This window comes from Streptomyces sp. UG1 (assembly GCF_049974585.1).
In the GTDB taxonomy this organism is placed as follows: Bacteria; Actinomycetota; Actinomycetes; order Streptomycetales; family Streptomycetaceae; genus Streptomyces.
This window is the reverse complement of record NZ_JBNGGG010000008.1, coordinates 80,219-99,052: the sequence shown is the minus strand read 5'-3', so window position 1 is coordinate 99,052 and position 18,834 is coordinate 80,219. Positions and strand designations below refer to the sequence as shown.

At 71.0% G+C, this 18,834-nt stretch carries 15 protein-coding genes and 1 pseudogene; 12 read left to right on the top strand and 4 right to left on the bottom strand.

Annotation, left to right across the window (positions count from 1 at the left end; all coding sequences use genetic code 11):
- Positions 1-9: 9 nt before the first annotated feature.
- Entirely contained in the window at positions 10-750 is a 741-nt protein-coding gene (locus tag ACP4J3_RS11170) for an SDR family NAD(P)-dependent oxidoreductase (protein WP_426532988.1), read from the bottom strand.
- Between the two features lie 85 nt (positions 751-835).
- On the opposite strand from ACP4J3_RS11170, the gene ACP4J3_RS11165 reads away from it, so the two are divergent.
- Positions 836-2,353 (top strand): AMP-binding protein, encoded by a 1,518-nt coding sequence (locus ACP4J3_RS11165; RefSeq protein ID WP_426532986.1) that lies wholly within the window; start codon positions 836-838, stop codon positions 2,351-2,353.
- Between the two features lie 6 nt (positions 2,354-2,359).
- On the opposite strand, the gene ACP4J3_RS11160 is transcribed toward ACP4J3_RS11165, so the two are convergent.
- Entirely contained in the window at positions 2,360-3,202 is an 843-nt protein-coding gene (locus ACP4J3_RS11160; RefSeq protein ID WP_426532984.1) for a MaoC/PaaZ C-terminal domain-containing protein, read from the bottom strand.
- 457 nt (positions 3,203-3,659) lie between these two features.
- Between ACP4J3_RS11160 and ACP4J3_RS11155 the strand changes: the two genes are divergently transcribed.
- The 3 genes and pseudogenes from ACP4J3_RS11155 to ACP4J3_RS11145 all read left to right on the top strand — a co-directional run bounded on the left by ACP4J3_RS11155 (position 3,660) and on the right by ACP4J3_RS11145 (position 6,233).
- Positions 3,660-3,938 (top strand): hypothetical protein, encoded by a 279-nt coding sequence (locus ACP4J3_RS11155; RefSeq protein WP_426532982.1) that lies wholly within the window; start codon positions 3,660-3,662, stop codon positions 3,936-3,938.
- A gap of 397 nt (positions 3,939-4,335) precedes the next feature.
- Positions 4,336-4,488 (top strand): annotated as a pseudogene (locus ACP4J3_RS11150) (SDR family NAD(P)-dependent oxidoreductase); the annotation flags it as partial.
- Between the two features lie 44 nt (positions 4,489-4,532).
- Positions 4,533-6,233, top strand: coding sequence for an enoyl-CoA hydratase-related protein (locus tag ACP4J3_RS11145; RefSeq protein WP_426532980.1), 1,701 nt, complete (start codon positions 4,533-4,535; stop codon positions 6,231-6,233).
- Between the two features lie 152 nt (positions 6,234-6,385).
- On the opposite strand, the gene ACP4J3_RS11140 is transcribed toward ACP4J3_RS11145, so the two are convergent.
- Positions 6,386-7,360: an LLM class F420-dependent oxidoreductase gene (locus ACP4J3_RS11140; RefSeq protein ID WP_426532978.1), complete on the bottom strand. Its 975-nt coding sequence runs from the start codon at positions 7,358-7,360 to the stop codon at positions 6,386-6,388.
- 86 nt (positions 7,361-7,446) lie between these two features.
- Here ACP4J3_RS11140 and ACP4J3_RS11135 point away from each other — a divergent pair, with 86 nt between their 5' ends.
- The 8 genes from ACP4J3_RS11135 (at position 7,447) to ACP4J3_RS11100 (ending at position 17,400) form a co-directional block, all read left to right on the top strand.
- The gene (locus ACP4J3_RS11135) at positions 7,447-8,862 is read left to right on the top strand and encodes an OB-fold domain-containing protein (protein WP_426532976.1); all 1,416 of its coding nucleotides are present in this window, start codon (positions 7,447-7,449) and stop codon (positions 8,860-8,862) included.
- Positions 8,859-10,055, top strand: coding sequence for an acetyl-CoA acetyltransferase (locus ACP4J3_RS11130; RefSeq protein ID WP_426532974.1), 1,197 nt, complete (start codon positions 8,859-8,861; stop codon positions 10,053-10,055). Before ACP4J3_RS11135 ends, ACP4J3_RS11130 begins: the two co-directional genes overlap by 4 nt.
- Positions 10,056-10,060: 5 nt before the next feature.
- Entirely contained in the window at positions 10,061-11,320 is a 1,260-nt protein-coding gene (locus ACP4J3_RS11125) for an acyl-CoA dehydrogenase family protein (protein ID WP_426532972.1), read from the top strand.
- 68 nt (positions 11,321-11,388) lie between these two features.
- Positions 11,389-12,681 (top strand): phenylacetate--CoA ligase family protein, encoded by a 1,293-nt coding sequence (locus ACP4J3_RS11120; RefSeq protein WP_426532970.1) that lies wholly within the window; start codon positions 11,389-11,391, stop codon positions 12,679-12,681.
- On the top strand, positions 12,678-13,502 hold the full coding sequence (locus ACP4J3_RS11115; protein WP_426532968.1) for an enoyl-CoA hydratase/isomerase family protein: 825 nt from the start codon (positions 12,678-12,680) through the stop codon (positions 13,500-13,502). The genes ACP4J3_RS11120 and ACP4J3_RS11115 overlap by 4 nt, the downstream gene beginning before the upstream one ends.
- Positions 13,503-13,556: 54 nt before the next feature.
- Positions 13,557-15,113 (top strand): AMP-binding protein, encoded by a 1,557-nt coding sequence (locus ACP4J3_RS11110; RefSeq protein ID WP_426532966.1) that lies wholly within the window; start codon positions 13,557-13,559, stop codon positions 15,111-15,113.
- A 30-nt stretch (positions 15,114-15,143) separates the two neighbouring features.
- Complete coding sequence (locus ACP4J3_RS11105) at positions 15,144-16,349, top strand: acyl-CoA dehydrogenase family protein (protein WP_426532964.1); 1,206 nt, start codon at positions 15,144-15,146, stop codon at positions 16,347-16,349.
- On the top strand, positions 16,339-17,400 hold the full coding sequence (locus ACP4J3_RS11100; RefSeq protein ID WP_426532962.1) for a phosphotransferase family protein: 1,062 nt from the start codon (positions 16,339-16,341) through the stop codon (positions 17,398-17,400). Before ACP4J3_RS11105 ends, ACP4J3_RS11100 begins: the two co-directional genes overlap by 11 nt.
- 62 nt (positions 17,401-17,462) lie before the next feature.
- On the opposite strand, the gene ACP4J3_RS11095 is transcribed toward ACP4J3_RS11100, so the two are convergent.
- Positions 17,463-18,710, bottom strand: coding sequence for a cytochrome P450 (locus ACP4J3_RS11095; protein ID WP_426532960.1), 1,248 nt, complete (start codon positions 18,708-18,710; stop codon positions 17,463-17,465).
- Positions 18,711-18,834 lie beyond the last annotated feature (124 nt).

Here is an 18,834-nt window from a genome sequence, read left to right as displayed (position 1 = left end):
CCCGCACACTCACGGGGACATCACGGCGGGCAGCGGGGCTCCACCGCATACTCGCCCGATGGGCACCATCGACCGGATCGCCGCCTCGTCGACCGTGACCGCCCTCGACCCGGTCTGTGTCTTCGCCTCATCGGGCAGCGCGACGGCCGTGCGCGACGAGTTCACTTTGATATCGGTCCCGGTCGGACCGGGGCACACCGCGTTGACGCGGATGCCCAGCGGAGCGACCTCCACCGCGACCGCCTTCGTCATCAGCGCCACAGCTCCCTTGGAACCGCAGCAGGCCACCATGTTGGCCATGCCGTCGATGGACTGCGTGGAGGCGGTGTTGATCACCGAGCCGCTGCCCGGGCTGGTCTCGATCATCGCCTGGATGCTGTGCTTCATGCCCAGGAAGACCCCTCGGGCGTTGATCGCCATACCGCGGTCGAAGTCGTCCTCGGACGTCTCGGTGACGCGGCGGAGCGGCACCGCGATCCCCGCGTTGTTCACGAGGACGTCGAGCTTTCCGAACCGCTCGACCGCCGTGGCGACGGCTCGCCGCACGTCGTCGCCCTTGCGGATGTCGCCTCGCACTCCGACCGCTCCGGCCCGCAGCTCGTTGAGCTCGGCGACGATGCCGTCCTCCGCGCCAGACCAGTCGAAGGCCACGACACATGCGCCCTCCGCATGCAGCCTTCTGGCGATCGCGGCTCCGATAGCCGAACCCGCACTGGTGACCATTGCGACCTTGCCGGCCAGACGTCTCATGACCCTCACATTAAATAAGTACACTCATATGATCCATCTTTCATCCGGCCTCAGAGCATCCTGACCAAGCGAGGAGCACCGCCGCATGCACCTGACCCGACTCGCCGAACAGCATCCCGAGAAGCCGGCGATCATCGGCCCTGGCGGAGACATCACCACCTATCGCGAGCTGGACCGCAGATCGGTGCGATTCGCGCGCCTGCTCGCCCTGCGCGGGCTCCGCCCGGGCGACCACGCCGCGCTGATCGCGGACAACTCCCCCGACTTCCTGGCGACCGCGTTCGCCTGTCAGCGGGCCGGGCTCCTGTGGACGCCGGTGAACCATCACTTCACTGCGCAGGAGGCCGGATACGTCTTGAACGACTGCGGGGCTCGCGCCCTCATCGCCGCCGGCACCTGTGCGCAACTGGTGGCGGCCGCAGCCGATTTGGCGCCGCGTCTGGAACTCCGCCTCTCTCTCGGGACCCCAGGCGTGCCGGGCTTCGAGGACCTCGACGTGGTGTCGGCCGACCTTCCGGCCACCCCGCCCGCGGATGAGCGCGAGGGGGCCCGCATGTCGTACTCCTCGGGCACCACGGGCCGCCCCAAGGGCATCCTCCCGGTCCGCCCGGACGCCCCCTTCGGCACCGGCTCGACGCTGGAGCGGAACTTCCTCCCGAAGCTGCTCGGCGTCGGCGAGGACACGGTCTACCTGTGCCCGGCACCGCTGTACCACACAGCGCCCATCGCCTGGTCCATGGGCACCATCCGGCTGGGCGGGACCGTCGTACTGATGGACCGCTTCGACGCGGCCGCGGCGCTGGAGCTGATCGAGCGTCACCGGGTCACGCACACCCAGTTCGTTCCGACCATGCTCGTCCGCATCCTCAAACTGCCCGAGGCCGTCCGGCTGAGCCGCGACCTGAGCAGCCTGCGTGCACTGGTGCACGCCGCCGCGCCCTGCCCGGTCGAGGTCAAGCAGCGGTTCATCGACTGGCTGGGCCCCATCGTCTACGAGTTCTACTCGGGCAGCGAGGGCAACTGTTTCTTCTTCATCGACTCGGCCGAGTGGCTCGCGCATCGCGGATCGGTGGGACGGGCCGCGGTCGGTCGGGCACTGGTGCTCGACGAGGACGGCCATGAGGTCCCCGCGGGCGAGGTGGGGGTGGTGTGGTTCGAGGGGAGCGGCGACTTCACATACCACAACGACCCGGAGAGGACGGCGCAGGCGCACGACGCGCAGGGCCGGTCCACCATGGGCGATCTCGGCCGGCTGGACGAGGACGGCTACCTCTATCTCGTCGACCGCCGGGTCGACCTGATCGTCAGCGGGGGCGTCAACATCTATCCACGCGAGATCGAGGACGTCCTGGTACAGCATCCGGCCGTGCTCGACGCGGCGGTGGTCGGCGCCCCGGACCCGGAGTTCGGCCGGCGCGTCCGCGCGGTCGTCGACCCGGCTGATCCGTCGACCGCAGGTCCGGCGCTCGCCGAGGAGCTCCTCTCGTACTGCCGGGAGCGGCTCGCGCACTTCAAGTGCCCGCGCACGATCGAGTTCACCGAGCGGTTGCCCCGGACCCCCACCGGCAAGCTGCTGCGGCGCGAACTGCTCGCGGAGTCGTGACAGGTCTCAGGAGACGGTCGCGGTCCCGTGGTCGATGACGGTCGCCCCGGTCTCGTCGGTGGTCTGGAAGCGTACGTCGCCGCCGTCAATCCAGATCGAGACCGTGAGGCGGTCTCCTGGCACCAGCGGCTTGGTGAAGCGGCCGCTCATCGCGCGGAATCGCTTGGGGTCGGAGTCGGCGGCCGCGTGCAGTAGGGCCCGGCCGGTGAAGCCGTAGGTGCACATGCCGTGGAGGATCGGGCGTGCGAAGCCGACCCGGGCGCTGAGGACCGGGTCGGAGTGCAGCGGGTTGCGGTCACCGGTCAGCCGGTACAGCAGTGCCTGTTCGGGCCGGGTCCGGTAGGTGACGACGTGGTCGGGCCGTCCGGTGGGCTTCTCCCAGCCCGACCCGGCACCACGCGGGCCGCCGAAGCCACCGGCACCGCGGAAGAACTGCGAGGTACGGATGGTCGCCAGCGGCTTCCCCGCGGTGTCGCGGGCCACCGCCTCGGAGACCACCAGCGCGCCCGACCCCTTGTCGTACACCGCGGAGATACGGCTGTCCGTCTCCACCTCGCCGTCCGCCGGGAGGGCGTCGTACAGTTCGAAAGCCTGCTCGGCGTGGAGCATCCTGCCGAGGTCCACGTCGTCGGGCAGGGTCGGCCGGTTCGGGCGCAGTGCCACGTTGGCAAACGTCGGCAGCACCCGCTGCGGCCTGTCCTGGCTGTTCTCGGTGGTGAACTCGAGTTCGGCGAGCGGGTCTGGCTGACCGGCCCCGACGGCGACGGCGTACAGCATCGCGTCGGAGGCCGTCCAGACGCGCCTCACCGGCGGCGTCGTGTTGCCCACCAAGGTCTCGTCGATTGGCACGGAGCACCTCTTTCACGTAGCGGCGGAACGTCGGCGCCTACGGCCGACTCTCACATTAAGTGCACTCTACTGCGCGTGGAGCGTCTATCCCCCCACATGACGCCTTGCCCAGGTCGCCGCGGCAGACCTCTCGGCACTCATCCGGACAGATAAAGGATACTCAACCGAGTAGCATCGGAGCGCTCCCTGTGCGGGCAGCCGCCTTCTTCCGATCCAGGACCCGACAGCAACAGGCCACCGGCCTCTACCGCACCACCGTCGACGTCGGTGCCGCCACCGCGGGCATCGATCCCGCGGACACCGAGCGGCTCGCGGCCGCCTGCCGCTCCGCCGTCATCGATGCCGCGGAGGCGGCATCCGGCGGGCGTACAGCAGCCGTGGCCATAGCGATCGACATCGAGGGATCCCGGAACCGGAGCCTCGCCGGGACCGGCCCCGCCGACTGGGCCTCGCAGCCATGCTCGGGAGTGACTCGTCACTGGCCGGCGCGGTGGTCGGAGAAGGCATCCGCGGGCTGGCCAAATCGGCCGCGCGGATGTGGAAGACCGACGGCATCACCTCGAACGTTCTCGCCGTAGGGCGGAAGGCGTTGGAGGCCGCCCACAACGGCGGCCCCTGGGCGCGCTTCGTCAAGGACGTCGGACCGCTGCTCGGCCTGATGGCCCGTGACGCGGCATTCGGAGCGCCGACCGGCCAGACGGTCGTCGTCGACGGTGGGGAGGTCATGGCGCCATGAGCATCCCGGACAACTCCGAAGCGGCGCGAGGGCGGACCGTCCTGATCACCGGCGCCGGGGCCGGCGTGGGACGGGGCACGGCCCTGGCCTGCGGCGCGGCCGGCGCACGTGGTGATCGCGTCCCCGGGACGCAACGACGCCGAAACGGCGGCGCCCATCGCCAAACGCGGCGGCAGCGCACAGCGCACGCGGTGCGACGTGACCGATCCCACCCGGGTCCGGGCGGCGGTGGAGGCCGCGTTGAGCCGCGGCAGGCTTACCGCGGTCGTGCACAACGCCATGGCCCGGCGCAACGGCGAAGGCGGCCCCCTGGAGAACCCGACTTCTCCGTCCCGGACCAGCACCTCAAAGTCACCATGGACGGCGCCTACGCTTTCGTCACCGCCGCCTACCCGCCCTGCGCGACAACGCCGGGAGGCTGCTCCTCATGACGTCGGCGGCAGGTCTGGAGGGCAGTGCGGGCAACCCGTTCTACGCGTCCGTCAAGGCGGCGACCCGCGGCGTGACCAAGGCGCTGGCCGCCGAGTGGGGGCCGTCCGGTGTCACCGTGAACTGCCTGTCCGTACTGGTCAACAGCGGTGCTGTGCAGGCCAAATGCTGTCCCCCATACGGATCGGCCCCCGCACGGTGGCGAACCGGGTCGTGTCCACCGCTCACGGTGGCTGGCACGACTTCCGCTCCCCCGCCGATGATGGCAGTCGCTACATCGCCTATCAGGAGCGGCGCGCGGCCGGTGGCTGCGGCTTGATCATCCGTCTCGGCCACCTCGTCACCGTGCTGGAGCGGGCGGCCCGGGTGGGCGGCCGGCTCAGCCTGGTCGAGGGGGCCTCGGCGGCTGAGCTGGGCGACAGGCTCACCTGGCTCTCCGCCGAGCTGGCCGAGCTCGAGGTGGACGTCCGCCGCGGCGTCGAGGCCGACCGGGACGTGCTGACCGCGCTGCCGCCCGACGCATTCGTGGTGACCACGGGCGCGGAGCCGAGCCGGTCGCTTCCGCCCTACGGCGAGATGTGGTCGGGCCGTCTGCTGTCCGTGGACGACGCGGTGACCACGAACGAGCCGCTCGGCACGGTGCTGGTGGTGGGCAAGGTCACCGTCGTCAGCCGGGCCCCCATGATCGGCGGCAACCAAGGCCGCACCCACGCCTATTCGACACCGACGGCGCTGCGGGAGGCCGGCTGCCGACTGGAACCCAACACCTCGGTCACCGCCATGGACAAGGACATGGTGACCACGCTGGACGGTTTGAGCGGTGACTCCAGCGACGCGCTTCGACGCGGTCGTGGTCGACGCTCCGGCGCGGGCCCGGCAGGAGGTACTGCCGCTGCTGGCGAAGGAGTTCCCGGACGTGCCGGTCCAGGTGGTCGGCGACGCGGACGCCCCACGGAACGCGATGTGCGCCATCCGCTCGGGGCAAGCCGCGGCGTACCGGCACGCCGGGGACGAGGCGCAGGGACGCGTCCTGCGGGCGTGAGCGGTCGCGGCGGCCGACTTGCGGGCGGTCCACAACGCCAGATAAATCAGTACACTCATAGATCTCACCTTCCGCCGGCACAGGAGGCATCGATGACGAGCGGAGTGCTGGTCGAGCGGGACGGCCATGTCCTCACCCTCACGCTTGACCGGCCGGAGGCGGGCAACGCGGTCACCCGGGCCATGGCGACGGCGCTCGGAGAAGTACTGGCAGAGGCCGACCGCGACCGTGGTGTGCGGGCGATCGTCCTCACCGGCTCCGGCTCCCGGTGGTTCTGCTCGGGCGTCGCGGACGAGGAGGACGCGGAGGGGAGTGCGGGCCCCGCGCTCGACCCGGCCCATCCGGAGCGGGGCGTCGCCGACTGTGCGGCGCAGTACATCAGTACGCCCATCGTCGCGGCCGTGAACGGTGCCGCGCTGGGCGCCGGGATGGAGCTCGTACTCGCCTGCGACCTGGTCGTCGCGGCGGACACGGCCATCTTCGGCCTGCCCCAGGTGAGCCGGGGCCTGCTCGCCGACGCCGGCGGGGCGTTCCGGCTGCCCGCGCAGATCCCTCCGAAGATCGCCATGGAGATGCTGCTCCTGGGCGAGTCCGTCCCTGCCGCGCGGGCACGTGAACTCGGGCTGATCAACCGGATCGTTCCCGCGGCGGAGTTGCTCGCCCGTGCGACCGAACTGGCGCGCGCCGTCGCCGCGAACCCTCCGGCGGCCGTGCAGGCGACCAAGCGCGTGGCCGCCGGCATCAGCGGCGGCATCGCACCCGCCGAGGCCGAGGCATGGCAGCTGTCGCGCACAGAGAGCCAACGCCTGACCGGGGCCAACTGACCGGGTCCGAGCGGGATTTGCCCTCCGCCGCGACGAAGGCATCCCGTGCTCGGCCTCCGGCACCGGCAGACCGGCAAGCCCCTGGCCGCTTCGGTCGGGGCTCGCCGCCCGCCGGTTCCGTACACGCTCCGGGTGTGCCACGTGTGCGCCGCTCAGCCCTTGGCGATCGCCATCGCTCCCTCGATCGGGTCCACGCCGTACGGGAGCAGCGCTACGACGGGGACGGTGACTCCGGACGCGACGAACTCCGCCAGGCCGCGCCGGCACTCCTCGGGTGTCCCGTGTACGACGAGTTCGTCCACGACCTCGTCCGGGACGGCCTTGGCCGCGCCCGTCCTGTCGCCGGCCTCCCATGCCTTCCACATCGGAGTGAGCGCCTCCCCACGGCCGAGCCAGCGCTGGAACTCCGCGTACCCGGGGACCGAGAGATAGCGTGCGATCAAGGGCTTGACCTTGGCGCGCACCAGCTCGGCGTCAGGGTTGGGGCACACCATGATGCGGTCGACGATCGGACCGGATCCGCCGGCCTCCGCGTAGGTGGCGGCGACGGTGCGCACGTCCTGGGCCGACAGCCAGTTGATCATCACCCCGTCGGCGGCGCGGGCCGCCAGGCGGATCATGCCCTGGCGCAAAGCAGCGAGGACGACCGGCGGCGCCACGGCGGGCGGGCGCTCCAGACGCACCCCGCGCACGCTCAGCGTCTTGCCCTCGTGATCGACCCGCTCGCCGGCGAGTGCTCGGCGCAGCACGGCCAGGGTGTCCACCACCCGCTGGTAGGGCGCTTCGTGGGGAATCGAGTTCCAGCGCGTGGTGAAGATCGGCGACGAGGCGCCTATGCCGATCATGGCCCGGCCCGGGGCGGCCTCCGCGAGGGCCGCCGCGCTCTGGGCGAGCAGGGCGGGGCCGCGCGTGAACACGGAGGCGATGCCGGTGCCGAGGTTCAGGCGCGGCTCCCAGGCCGCCGCCAGCAGAAGGGGACTGAAGGCGTCGGTGCCGGCTGCCTCGGTGGTCCAGATGTCGGTGTAGCCGGCGTCCGCGAGTTCACGGAAGAGGTCCTTGTGGTCGGCGAGCAGGACCGGAAGCGGCGCCGTCAGGCCGAGTCGGGAGAACGCAGTGGGCTGCAGCATTTCGATATCCACAATAAAAGAGTATACTCCTTTCATCCGCTCGGCACCCGTGCATTCGCCCTGCGCCCACCTCGGAGAGGCCACGCATGTCCTCACTCGCCATCGTCGGCTGGAGCACCCACCTGCCCCGCTTCCAACTCACCGGACGCGCTCTGACCGCCCTCATGGGCGGTGGTGGGAAAAAGGCCCGCGCGGTCGCCTCGCACGACGAGGACCCGGTCACGCTCGCGGCCGCGGCCGCCCGCTCGGCATTGAGAACAGTGGACGGATTTCTGCCGCGGTCGCTCGTGCTGGCCACCTCCAACCCGCCGTATCTGGTCAAGAGTTCGGCCGGCACCGTGCACGCGGCGCTCTCGCTGCCGTCCGCCTGCCGGGCGGTGGACGCCGGCGGGGCGACCCGCTCGGGCGTGACCGCGCTCCTCGCCGCACTGGAGGGCAGCCGCCCGACGCTCGTCGCCGGCGCCGACACCCGCACCGAACGTGTGGGAGCGCCGGGCGAACTCGACGGCGGCGACGCGGCGGTGGCCTTCCTGGTGGCCGACCCGGCCGAGCATCCGGCCGCCGCCGACCTCATCGGCACGGCGAGCGTGACGGTCGAGCTGCTCGACCGCTGGCGGCCGGCCTCCGAGCGGTTCGGCGGACAGGCCGACGAGCGCGCCACCGAGGCCGTATACCTTCAGGCCGCCGAAACCGCACTGGCCGAGCTGTTCGGCGACGCCGAGCGCGCCGTCGACGTGCTGGTGGTCTCCACCGAGCACAAGCGTGTCCGCGGATCGCTGGCCCGCCGCAGCCGGGTGGCGGCGGGCCGCGTCCTGACCGGCGTCGACGGGGTCGGCTGCGCCGGCGCCGCGGATGCCGGACTGCTGCTCGCCGCCGCGCTGGAGACCGCGTCCGCCGGCAAGCGCATCCTGCTCGTCTCGCTCGCCGACGGTGTGGATGCGCTGCTCTTCCAGGTCGCCGCCGACGGGTCCCGCAACACGGCGCCGACCGTGCGGGCTCAGGCGGCACAGGCCCGCCAGGACCTCGCCTACGCCGTCTACCTGGGCTGGCGCGGGCTCATCGAGCGCGACGTCGGCCGCAGGCCGCCGCTGGCCGCGCCCGCGCCGATGCCCGCCGCCCGCAACAAGCGCTGGAAGTTCGGCCTCGTGGGAGCGCGCTGCGGCAAGTGCGACACCGTGCAGCTGCCCCCGGAACGGGTCTGCCGCGCCTGCGGCGCCACCGACGCGATGGACGAGTACGAGGTCGCCGAGCAGACCGGCACGGTCCGCCAGGTCACCACCGACCGACTGGCCTGGTCGCCCCAACCGCCGCTGATCCAGGCGATCGTGGCCTTCGACGACGGCGGGCGGATGCGCTGTGAGATCACCGACGCATTCGACGGCGAGGTGAAGGAGGGCGACCGCGTGGCGATGTCCTTCCGGGTGCTGCGCACGGTGGACGGGATCCACAACTACTTCTGGAAGGCGGTCCCGCTGCCGGGCCCCGGGACGGAGAAGGCATGAGTGGCTTCAAGGACAGCACGGCAGTCGTCGGGATGGGGTGCACCCGCTTCGGCGACCTGTGGGCACAGAGCACCGACGACCTGCTGATCGAGGCCTCCTCGGCGGCCCTGGAATCGGCCGGCCTCGGGCTCGGTGACGTGGACGCGTTCTGGCTCGGGACCACTCGCTCCGGCAGCAGCGGGCTCGCGCTGTCCAAGCCGCTGAAGATCCGCAACAAGCCGGTGACCCGGGTGGAGAACTTCTGCGCCACCGGCTCGGAGGCCCTGCGCGGCGCGTGCTACGCGGTCGCCAGCGGCGCGGTCGACGTGGCGATGGCCATCGGCGTGGAGAAGCTGAAGGACTCCCCGCACGCCGGTCTGGTCGCCGGCACGATCTTCGACGACGGCACCACGATGGACGCGACCGCGCCCGCCCTGTTCAGCGCCCTGGTGGACGCATATCAGCGCAAGTACGGGCTGGACGACCGCACGATGCGCGAGGTGCTGACGCATGTCGCCTGGAAGAACCACGCGAACGGCGCACGCAACCCGCGGGCACAGTTCCGCAAGGAGATCGACAAGGAGACCATCAGCACGGCGCAGGCCGTCGCCGGAAAGCTCCGTCTCTTCGACTGCTCCGGCATGGCGGACGGTGCGGCGGCGGCCATCGTGGTCCGCGGCGAGGACGCCGGGCGCCACTCGGACGCCCCGCTGTACGTGAAGGCACTCGAAGTAGCGGCCGGCCCCGGCGGCGGGGCGGTCGGCGCGGACGCCGACCTGACCAGCTTCCCGGAGGTCGTCGCCTCCGCACGGCGCGCCTACGCCGCCGCGGGAATCGACCGGCCGGCCGAGCAACTGGCGCTGGCCGAGGTGCACGACTGCTTCACGCCGACCGAGCTGGTGCTGCTGGAGGACCTCGGCTTCGCCGAGCCCGGCAAGGGCTGGCGCGACGTCATGGACGGGCGCTTCGACGCCGCCGGCGTCCTCCCGGTGAACGTCGACGGAGGGCTCAAGGCCTTCGGTCACCCGGTCGGCGCCTCGGGCCTGCGGATGATCTACGAGTGCTGGCTGCAACTGCGCGGCGAGGCCGGCGACCGGCAGATTCCCGGCATCGGGCCGGGCACATCGCGGACCCGGGCCCTGACGCAGAACCTCGGCGGTCCGCCCGGTGACTGCGTGTCCTTCGTGTCCATCCTCGGCATCGAGCGCGGGTGATCGTCATGGGTCCCGATCCGAACCTTCTCGAAGCCGCCCGCAGCGGCGACGCCGGTGTGTTCCGCGACGCGGTGCGGACGTGGATCACCACCAACGTGCCGGCCGAGTGGCTGGACGCCGCCCTCGCCGACGACATGGCCCGGCTGCACGCTGTGCGCAGTCCCGAGGCCTACCGGGCGTGGTATCCGGTGTTCGGCCGCTCCGGCCTGGTCGGTCCCGCCTGGCCGGTCGAGTACGGCGGCCTCGGCGCCTCCCCGCAGCTCGCGAGCGTGGTCGCCAAGGAGAGCCGGCGGGCCCGCCTGACGGCGCTGAACATCGTCGGTGTCGCCCTCGCCGCCCCGACCCTGCTGAGCTGGGGCACCCCCGAGCAGTGCGCGCGGATGCTGCCCCGCATCGCCGACGCGGGCGAGCTGTGGTGCCAGCTGTTCAGCGAGCCGGGCGCGGGCTCCGACCTCGCGGGGCTGTCCACCCGGGCCGAGCGGGACGGCGACGTCTGGCGGATCAACGGCCAGAAGATCTGGAGCAGCTTCGCCAACGAGGCCGCCTACGGCATCCTGTTGGCCCGCACCGACCCGTCGGTGCCGAAGCACCAGGGCATCACAGCGTTCGCCATCCGCCTGGACCAGCCCGGAGTGACCGTCCGTCCGCTGCGCAAGATCAGCGGCGACGCGGAGTTCAACGAGGTCTTCTTCGACGACGCTCATGTGTCGGACGCCGACCGCATCGGCGAGACCGGCGCGGGCTGGGACGTGGCCCGTACCGTACTGGCCAATGAGCGCGCCATGCTGTCCGGCGCGGGCTCCGCACTGCGCCAGCGCACCAGCGGCTCGTCCATCGACCGGCTGGTCGCGCTGGCGAGCCGCGGCCCCGAGGGCGAGCGCCCGATCGACGACCCGGTCCGCGCGGACCAGCTGGCCCGCATGTACGTGGAGAACCAGGTGGTGCGGCTGACCAACGAACGGGCCCGCGAGACCGGCGGCACGGGCGCGCCCCCGGCGATGCTCAAGGTGATGTCGTCCGAGCACAACCAGCGCCTCCAGGGCGCGATGCTCGACTTCCTCGGCATGGCGGGGCTCGCGCACCACGAGGACGACGACGAGGCCGCCCGCGTTGTCTTCGGGTTCCTGCGCAGCCGCGGCGACACCATCGGCGGAGGGACGTCCGAGGTCCAGCGCAACAACGTGGCCGAGCGCGACCTGGGCCTGCCCAAGGACCCGTTCTCGGACAAGGACATCCCCTGGACCAGCATCCGCCGGGGGCCGTGACCGCGGTCGGCGACCGCTCCATGGTCGTAACGATTGCCCCTCACCACGATCGTAGAAAGGATGAGGCCATGAGCCCTTCCGTGTCCTTCGAAGACCGGGAACTGTGGGACGCCTCGGTGCAGAGCATCCCGCCAGACCAGCTCAAGGCCCGGGCCGAGGCGGCCCTGGCGCGTGAATGGGAGCGGGTCTGGTCCTCCGACGACCTCGCCTTCTACCAGGACTTCTACCAGGCCGCGGGCCTGGACGGATCGGCCATGCCCTCGCTGTCGCGGATCCCGTCCCTCACCAAGAACGATCTGCGCCGCAACGAGGCGGAGTTCCCGCCCTTCGGCACGCACCGCAGTGTCCGGCTGGAGCACTCGCTGCGCATGGGCATGTCGACCGGGACGACCGGCAAGCCGTGGTTCGTCTTCTTCTCCAAGCACGACCTGGACGAGATGCTCAAGATCCGCGTCCCGTACCTCTGGCGCGTGGGGCTGCGCCCGGGCGGCCGGTTCGCGCACAGCTGGCCGCTGGGGCTGTACCCGTCCGCGGTGCTCGGCGGCCGTGACTACGCCGCACTCGACATTCTCGAGATCCCCATGGGCCCGCCGTTCACCGACGAGGTCGCGGCCGAGCACGTCCGGCTGTGGCAGATGCTGCGGCCGACGGGCTACATGCTGACCGGCTCCCAGCTGCAGACCTACGACCGGGTGGCCCGTGGCCTCGGTATCGATCTGGCCGACGTCATGGAGGGTGCCTCCCTGCTGCTGAGCGAGGCGTCCTGCCAGTTCGAAGGTCCGCGCTCGCGCATCGAGGAAGGCTTCGGCGTACGGCTGCACAACCTGAGCGGCGCCTCCGAGCTGCCGGGGTTCACCAGCACCGACTGCCGCTTCCACACTGGTCTGCATGTGTCGGCCAACCACCATGTGGTCCAGGTGGTCGACCCGGAGACCGGCGAGGAGGTCGTGGACGGCGAGCGCGGCCACCTGGTGGTGTCCGCCTTCGGCCTGGACGCCTTCGCGCTGCGCTACGACCTGGAGGACATCGTCAGCAAGGCCACCGAGCCGTGTCCCTGCGGCGAGACCGGCCCGCGCTACACCTTCTGGGGCCGGGGCGCCGACGCCGCCACCGTCCAGGGCAGGCGCATCCTGCCCATGGACGTGCAGCTCGCCCTGGACAACCTCGGCTCGCCCGAGTTCCGCATGGTGCCCGGCGACGCCGATGTCCTACGCCTGTCGGTGGAGTCGACGAAGTCGGCCGGCGACGTCGCCGCCCTCGTCGAGGAACACCTGGGCGTACGCAGCGAGGTGGCCATCCTCGAGGTGGGCAGTCTGCCCCGCGCCTCCTTCAAGCCGCGCCGGATCGAGGTCGCCCGGTGACGGCGGCCGGCGACCGGAAGATCACCGGCCCGTGGGAGACGCTCGAGGTCGAGGTCGACGGCCCCGTCGCGATCATCGCCCTCGACCGGCCGGACCGGCTCAACGCGCTCTCCCCGCGCATGCAGCAGGAGCTGCGCTCGGTGTGGGCGGCCCTGGACTCCGATCCCGACCTGCGGGTCGCGGTCCTCACCGGCAGCGGTGAGCGGGCGTTCTGCTCGGGTGCCGACGTCGCCACGGTGGCGGACGTCTCGCGCCGGCGGACGAGCGACTACGACCGGGAGAACTACTTCACCCCGCAGCAGGCGCACGTCCGCAAGCCCACCATCTGCGCGGTCAACGGCGTCTGCGCGGGCGCCGGCCTGCACTTCGTCAGCGACTGCGACTTCGCCATCGCCGGGGACAACGCGACGTTCACCGACCCGCATGTGACGGTGGGCCAGGTCTCGGCCCTCGAGCCGATCGGCCTGGCGCGCCGTATGCCGCTGGGCGCGGTCATGCGGATGGTCCTGCTCGGGCGCGGGGAGCGGCTGTCCGCACAGCGCGCCTACGAGCTGGGCCTGGTCACCGAGGTCGTGCCCGCCGCCGATCTGCGCAAGCGGGCGCTGGAACTCGCCCGCACCGTCGCCGAAGGCTCCCCCGCCGCCATTGCCGTCAGCCGCGAGGCGGTCTACGAGTCGCTGGAACTCCCGCTGCACGAGGCGTTGCGCCGCGGCTTCGTGCTGCTGCGGGCGCACGCCGACCACCACCCGGACGCGCAGGAGGGCCCGCGGGCCTTCTTCGAGAAGCGCCCGCCGCAGTGGACGGCCGACGACGTTGAGTAGACCGGGTAATACAGCACACTGTTTCAGCACTGCTTTCCGCCCGAGGAGCGGCCGATGACTGCCCTGCGCAGCCTGACCCTGGGCGATGTCGCCCGCGAGCACCGCCGCAGCCGTCCCGACCTGCTCGCAGTGGTGGACGGTGACATCCGCTATAACCACCGGACCCTGGACGAGCGCACCACTCGGCTGGCCAACGCCCTGGCGGCACGCGGGATCAACCGCGGCGACCGGATCATCTGGTACGGGCAGAACTCCGCCCATCTGCTCGAACTGATCGTCGCGGGCTCGAAGATCGGTGCCGTCACGGTGCCGCTGAACTGGCGCGAGCACGTCGCCGCACTCACCACCGCCGTCCGCGAGGCCGAGCCGCGCCTCGTCGTATGGCAGCAGGAGGAGATCGGTGAGTCCGTAGCGAAGGTCCGCGCCGATATCGGCGACGGCCCCCTGTGGCTGCGCCACGACGCGCCCGAATACGAGGAGTTCCTGCTCTCCGGTTCCCTCGACGACACCGAGGAGCCCTTCGGCGGGGAGGATGCGGTCCTCGCGATCTACGTGGCCAACCCGCAGGACGGTCCGAACGCCGCCCTGCTCAGCCATCTCGCCGTACTGATCGAGTGCCTGGCCATCGGCCGGGTCAACGAGATGTCCGACGAGACGGTGTTCCTGAACTCGGGGCCGATGTTCCACCTCGGAACGCTGGTCTCGACGTTGGCGACGTTCCACCACGGCGGCACCAACGTGTTCGTCCGCCGGGTCGAACCGGAACTGCTGTGCCAGGTGATCGAGGCGGAGCAGTGCAACCGCGCCTTCCTCACGCCTCCGACGGTCGCCGCCATGCGCGAGGTCGTCGCTTCCCGCCCGTTCGACCTCGGCAGCCTGTGGCCGGGCCTGAACCCGGACGAGTGGCACAGCGTCACCCCGAGCCTGAACCCGACGAGCGGACGCAGCGGCTCCTACGGGCAGTCGGAGGTCATGGGGCTGGCGACCTTCGGGGGCCTCGGGCGTGTGCCGCTCTCGCCGTTCGGCCGCCCGCTGCCGACGGTCTCGCTGCGCGTGTTCGACCCGAATGGCCGGGAATGCGAGATCGGCGAGGTCGGCGAACTGGTCTTCCGCGGACCGACGGTCACCACCGGCTTTCTCAACCGCCCGGACCTCGACCTGTCCCGCCAGCCCGACGGCTGGCATCACACCGGCGATCTGGGGGTGCGCGAGGAGGACGGCTCGGTCCGCTTCGTCGCGCCGATGGGCCGCCTGATCAAGTCGGCCTCGGAGAACATCCACCCGGTCGAGGTCGAGCGCTGCCTGCAGCAGCACGAGGCCATCGCGGACGTGTGTGTCATCGGCTGCCCCGACGTGCACTGGGGCCAGGTGGTCAAGGCCCTCGTCGTACTCGAGTCCGGCGCCGGCATCGGGCTGGACGAGCTCGCGGACTTCGCCCGCGCCCGGATCGCCTCCTACAAGAAGCCCCGGCTGCTGCAGATCGTGGACAGCGTCCCGCGGCTGGCCAACGGGCAGCTGGACCGCGCCGCGGCGGACGAGCTCGGCGGCGGCGGAGGCTATCCCGGCGAGCACTCCGGCAGTGCGCGCCACGTGGCCAAACGCTCTTCCTGACCCTCTTTCACCTCTGCTACGGAGTTCCGGATGTCCCTGCTCCCCATCCCGCCCGAGGTCGCCGAACTGCGCGGCCGCGTGGCCGAGTTCCTCGAGAAGCACGTCTATCCCGTCGAGTCCGTGCTGATGGCCGGCGGCGAGCACGGCACCACCGTGCTGCGCGACCTGGAGGCCCGCGCGAAGGAGGCCGGCCTGTGGGCGCTGGGCCACCCCGCCCACCTCGGCGGCGGCGGCCTGTCGATGCTCGAGTACGGCTACGTCAACGAGGTGATCGGGCGCTCCGAGCCCGCCACCCAGGTCTTCGGCACCACCACCCTGCAGACCGTCCTGATGATGGACCCGGTCGCCACCGAGGAGCAGCGCGAGCGCTGGATCCTGCCCTCCGTACGCGGTGACCTGCGCATGGCCTTCGCCATGACCGAGCCCGGGGTGAGCAGCTCCGACCCGACGCAGTTCACCACCACCGCCCGTCTGGAGGACGGGGAGTGGGTGCTGAACGGCCGCAAGTGGTTCATCAGCGCGGCCGACCGCTCCGCCGCCACCATCGTGATGTGCCGCACGGAGTCCGAGGACGTGCCGGTGCACCAGGCGTTCAGCATGATCGTGGTGCCCCGGGAGACCCCTGGTTTCAACATCGTCCGGGACATCGAGGTGATGGGCATGCACGGTGTCATGTCCGGTCACTTCGAGATCGAGTTCGACGACGTCCGGGTGCCCGCCGCAAGCATCCTCGGCGAACGGGGCAAGGGCTTCGAACTCGCCCAGCGCCGCCTGGGCCCCGGCCGCATCTTCCACTGCATGCGCTGGCTCGGTGCCGCACAGCGGGCCTTCGACCACCTCAACCAGCGGGCCAACAGCCGCCTGCTCAACGGCCGTCCGCTCGCCGAGCGCCAGCTGGTGCAGAAGTTCGTCTTCGACTCCTACCAGCAGATCATGGCGAGCCGGCTGATGGTCCTCAACGCCGCCGCCCTGCTCGACAGCGGCGACCAGGCCCGGGTCGAACTCAGCTCGATCAAGGTGCACTGCGCTCAGACCGTGGCCGACGTCCTCGACCGGGCCATGCAGGTCTACGGCGCGGAGGGCATGTCCAACCTCCTGCCGCTGGAGGCGATGTACCGCGAGGCCAGGTTCGGGCGGGTCGTCGACGGCCCGGACGAGGCACACATCCAGCGCGTGGCCAAGCGGATCCTGCGCACCTACCAGGACGGCGACGGGTGGGATTTCGGTGAGCACTGAATCCTCCGCCCCACGGGCGGCGGCCGAGTCCGTCGACCTCGGTGCCCTGGTCGAGGCGCTCCGGCCCGAGCTGGGCAGCTCGCTGAAGGTCGAGCAGCTGATCCCCATCTCGGTCGGCGCCTCGAACCGCATGTACCAGGCCGTCACCAGTGCCGGCCCGCTGATCCTGCGGGTGCCGCCGCGGCACAAGACCTCGCCGACGGCGCACGACATGGGCCGCGAGTTCCGGGTGCTGCGCGCGCTGGACAGCACCGCCGTACCGCACCCGCGTGCGCTGGCACTCTGCTCCGACCCCGAACCGTTCGGCGTCGGTTTCCTGGTCATGGAGTTCGTCGACGGCTTCAACCTGAAGATCGGCCTGGACGCCCCCTACGCGCCTGCCGTGGAGGAGCGGCGCGAGTTCGCCCTCGCCGCGGTGGCTACGCTCGCCGACCTGGCCTCGACCGACTGGCAGGCCGCGGGTCTGGGCGACTACGGGAGGCCCGCGGGCTTCCTCGAGCGCCAGGTCAACCGCTGGGGCTCACAGCTGGACGCCTACCGGGTACGGGACTTGGGGGGCCTGGACGAGCTGGCGCAGTGGCTCAAGGACAGCCGCCCCCCCGCGGCGCCGCCTGCAATCATGCACGGTGACTTCACCTTCATGAACGTCATGTTCGCCAAGGGCCGTCCTGCCCGGGTGGCGGCGCTGGTGGACTGGGAGCAGTCGACGATCGGCGACCCGCTGATGGACCTCGGGTGGTTCGTCGGGCTGTGGGCGCACGCGGACGAGGTGTCCGCGGCTGCTCCGCCCGGCGGCCGCTGGGTGACCCAGCTGGGGGGCATGCCGACCCGGGCCGAGGTCGTGCGGCACTACGCCGAGCGTTCCGGCCGCGACGTCTCGGCGATCGGCTACTACCAGGCGCTGGCGCTGTTCAAGCTGGTGGTTGTGCTGGAGGGCAACTACGCCAAGTACGTCCGCGGTGCGAGCCGCAATGCACATCACGCCGACTTCGAGTGGATGGTGCCGCGTCTGATCGACACGGCCCGCTCCGCCGCACGCGGCGAGCGCTGAGGGCGCACTACGGCAAGGGCCCCGGTGACGGCACCGGGGCCCTTGCCGTGTTCAGGACGTCTTCAGTCGCAGCGCAGGTTCAGGTGGGCCGGCGAGCGGAAGGCGATGCCGGCGAGTTCGGGCTCCACCGCGTCCTTGTCCCGGCGCAGTTTCGGCATGACGTCCAGGGCGTGGTTGAGCGCCACGGTGGTCTCCATCAGCGCCAGATGCTGGCCGATGCAGACGTGCACGCCGTTGCCGAAGGCGACCTGGCCGCGCTTGCGGTCCAGCCGGAACTCGTGCGGGCTCTCGAAGACCTCCGGGTCACGGTTGGCCGCGGACAGCGACACGGCGATCGGGGACCCAGCCGGGATGTGCTCGCCGCCGAGCACCGTGTCCTTCACGCACAGCCGGTAGGAGTACTGCGTGGGCGGCTCGATCCGCAGCGCCTCGTCGATCGCGTTGGCCACCAGTTCACGGTCATCGCGCACGGCCTCGTAGCGGCTCGGGTCGGCGGTGAGGTAGTAGAACAGGGTGCCCAGGGCACGCGAGGTGGTCTCGGCGCCCGCGGGCAGCAGGATGCGCACGAAGGAGACCAGGGTCAGGTCGTCCAGCAGGTCGCCGTCCTCGGTGCGGGCCTGGCACAGCCACGACAGGAAGTTGTCGCTCGGGTTGGCGCGGGCCTCGGTGATGGCTGCGGAGATCAGCTCACCGAGCGAGGCCGAACAGCGCACGGCCAGCTCCGGGTTGCTGCGGTAGAGCAGCAGACCGATGGCCAACTGGTTGAACGGCTCGAACAGCTCATCCGGCAGGCCGATGATGTGGTGCAGGACCGCGGCCGGATATACCAGCGCGAAGTCCCTCACGAACTCCGTGCGCCCGCCGGCGGCGATGGCGTCCAGCCGCCGGTGCGCCTCGGGCGTGACGAAGTCCTGACGCCAGTGCTCGATGGCCTTGCGCGTGAACGCCTTCTGGATGGCGCGCCGTTGGCGGGTGTGCTCGGGCGCGTCGAGGACCAGGATGGTCGTTCCGTGCGTCTTGCCGACGGTGCGGGTGTACGCGGAGTTGGAGAAGTGCTCGGAGTCGCGGAGGCAGTGCACGGCCTCGGCGTGGCCCAGCACCGTATAGGGCTGCCCCTCCCAGAACGAGGAGTTGGAGCTGGGCAATCCCAGGGTGTCGGTCAGCAGATCGCCCCGGTACACGGGACCGCGTGCGCGTATCTCGTCGTAGACGGAGTGGGGATTGCCGAGGTTCCCGCCGGCATCCCTGTCGAACTCTGCGAAGACATCCAGACCGGCCAGGGGGTTCTCAAATTGACCTTGCAGCTGCATTGACGCGCCTTCCGACGACGATGGGGGAAGAGCAAGAGCCGAAAAGAGTATACGATAATTGGCTTCCACCTGGACATATGCGTGCATCGATGACTCCGCCGACCCCTAAACGGGTTACTGTTGA

Coding starts and splice junctions, on each gene's coding strand:
- ACP4J3_RS11170 (WP_426532988.1), bottom strand. CDS start 750: ATGAGACGTCTGGCCGGCAAGGTCGCAATGGTCACCAGTGCGGGTTCG.
- ACP4J3_RS11165 (WP_426532986.1), top strand. CDS start 836: ATGCACCTGACCCGACTCGCCGAACAGCATCCCGAGAAGCCGGCGATC.
- ACP4J3_RS11155 (WP_426532982.1), top strand. CDS start 3,660: ATGCTCGGGAGTGACTCGTCACTGGCCGGCGCGGTGGTCGGAGAAGGC.
- ACP4J3_RS11145 (WP_426532980.1), top strand. CDS start 4,533: ATGCTGTCCCCCATACGGATCGGCCCCCGCACGGTGGCGAACCGGGTC.
- ACP4J3_RS11140 (WP_426532978.1), bottom strand. CDS start 7,360: ATGCTGCAGCCCACTGCGTTCTCCCGACTCGGCCTGACGGCGCCGCTT.
- ACP4J3_RS11135 (WP_426532976.1), top strand. CDS start 7,447: ATGTCCTCACTCGCCATCGTCGGCTGGAGCACCCACCTGCCCCGCTTC.
- ACP4J3_RS11130 (WP_426532974.1), top strand. CDS start 8,859: ATGAGTGGCTTCAAGGACAGCACGGCAGTCGTCGGGATGGGGTGCACC.
- ACP4J3_RS11125 (WP_426532972.1), top strand. CDS start 10,061: ATGGGTCCCGATCCGAACCTTCTCGAAGCCGCCCGCAGCGGCGACGCC.
- ACP4J3_RS11120 (WP_426532970.1), top strand. CDS start 11,389: ATGAGCCCTTCCGTGTCCTTCGAAGACCGGGAACTGTGGGACGCCTCG.
- ACP4J3_RS11110 (WP_426532966.1), top strand. CDS start 13,557: ATGACTGCCCTGCGCAGCCTGACCCTGGGCGATGTCGCCCGCGAGCAC.
- ACP4J3_RS11105 (WP_426532964.1), top strand. CDS start 15,144: ATGTCCCTGCTCCCCATCCCGCCCGAGGTCGCCGAACTGCGCGGCCGC.
- ACP4J3_RS11095 (WP_426532960.1), bottom strand. CDS start 18,710: ATGCAGCTGCAAGGTCAATTTGAGAACCCCCTGGCCGGTCTGGATGTC.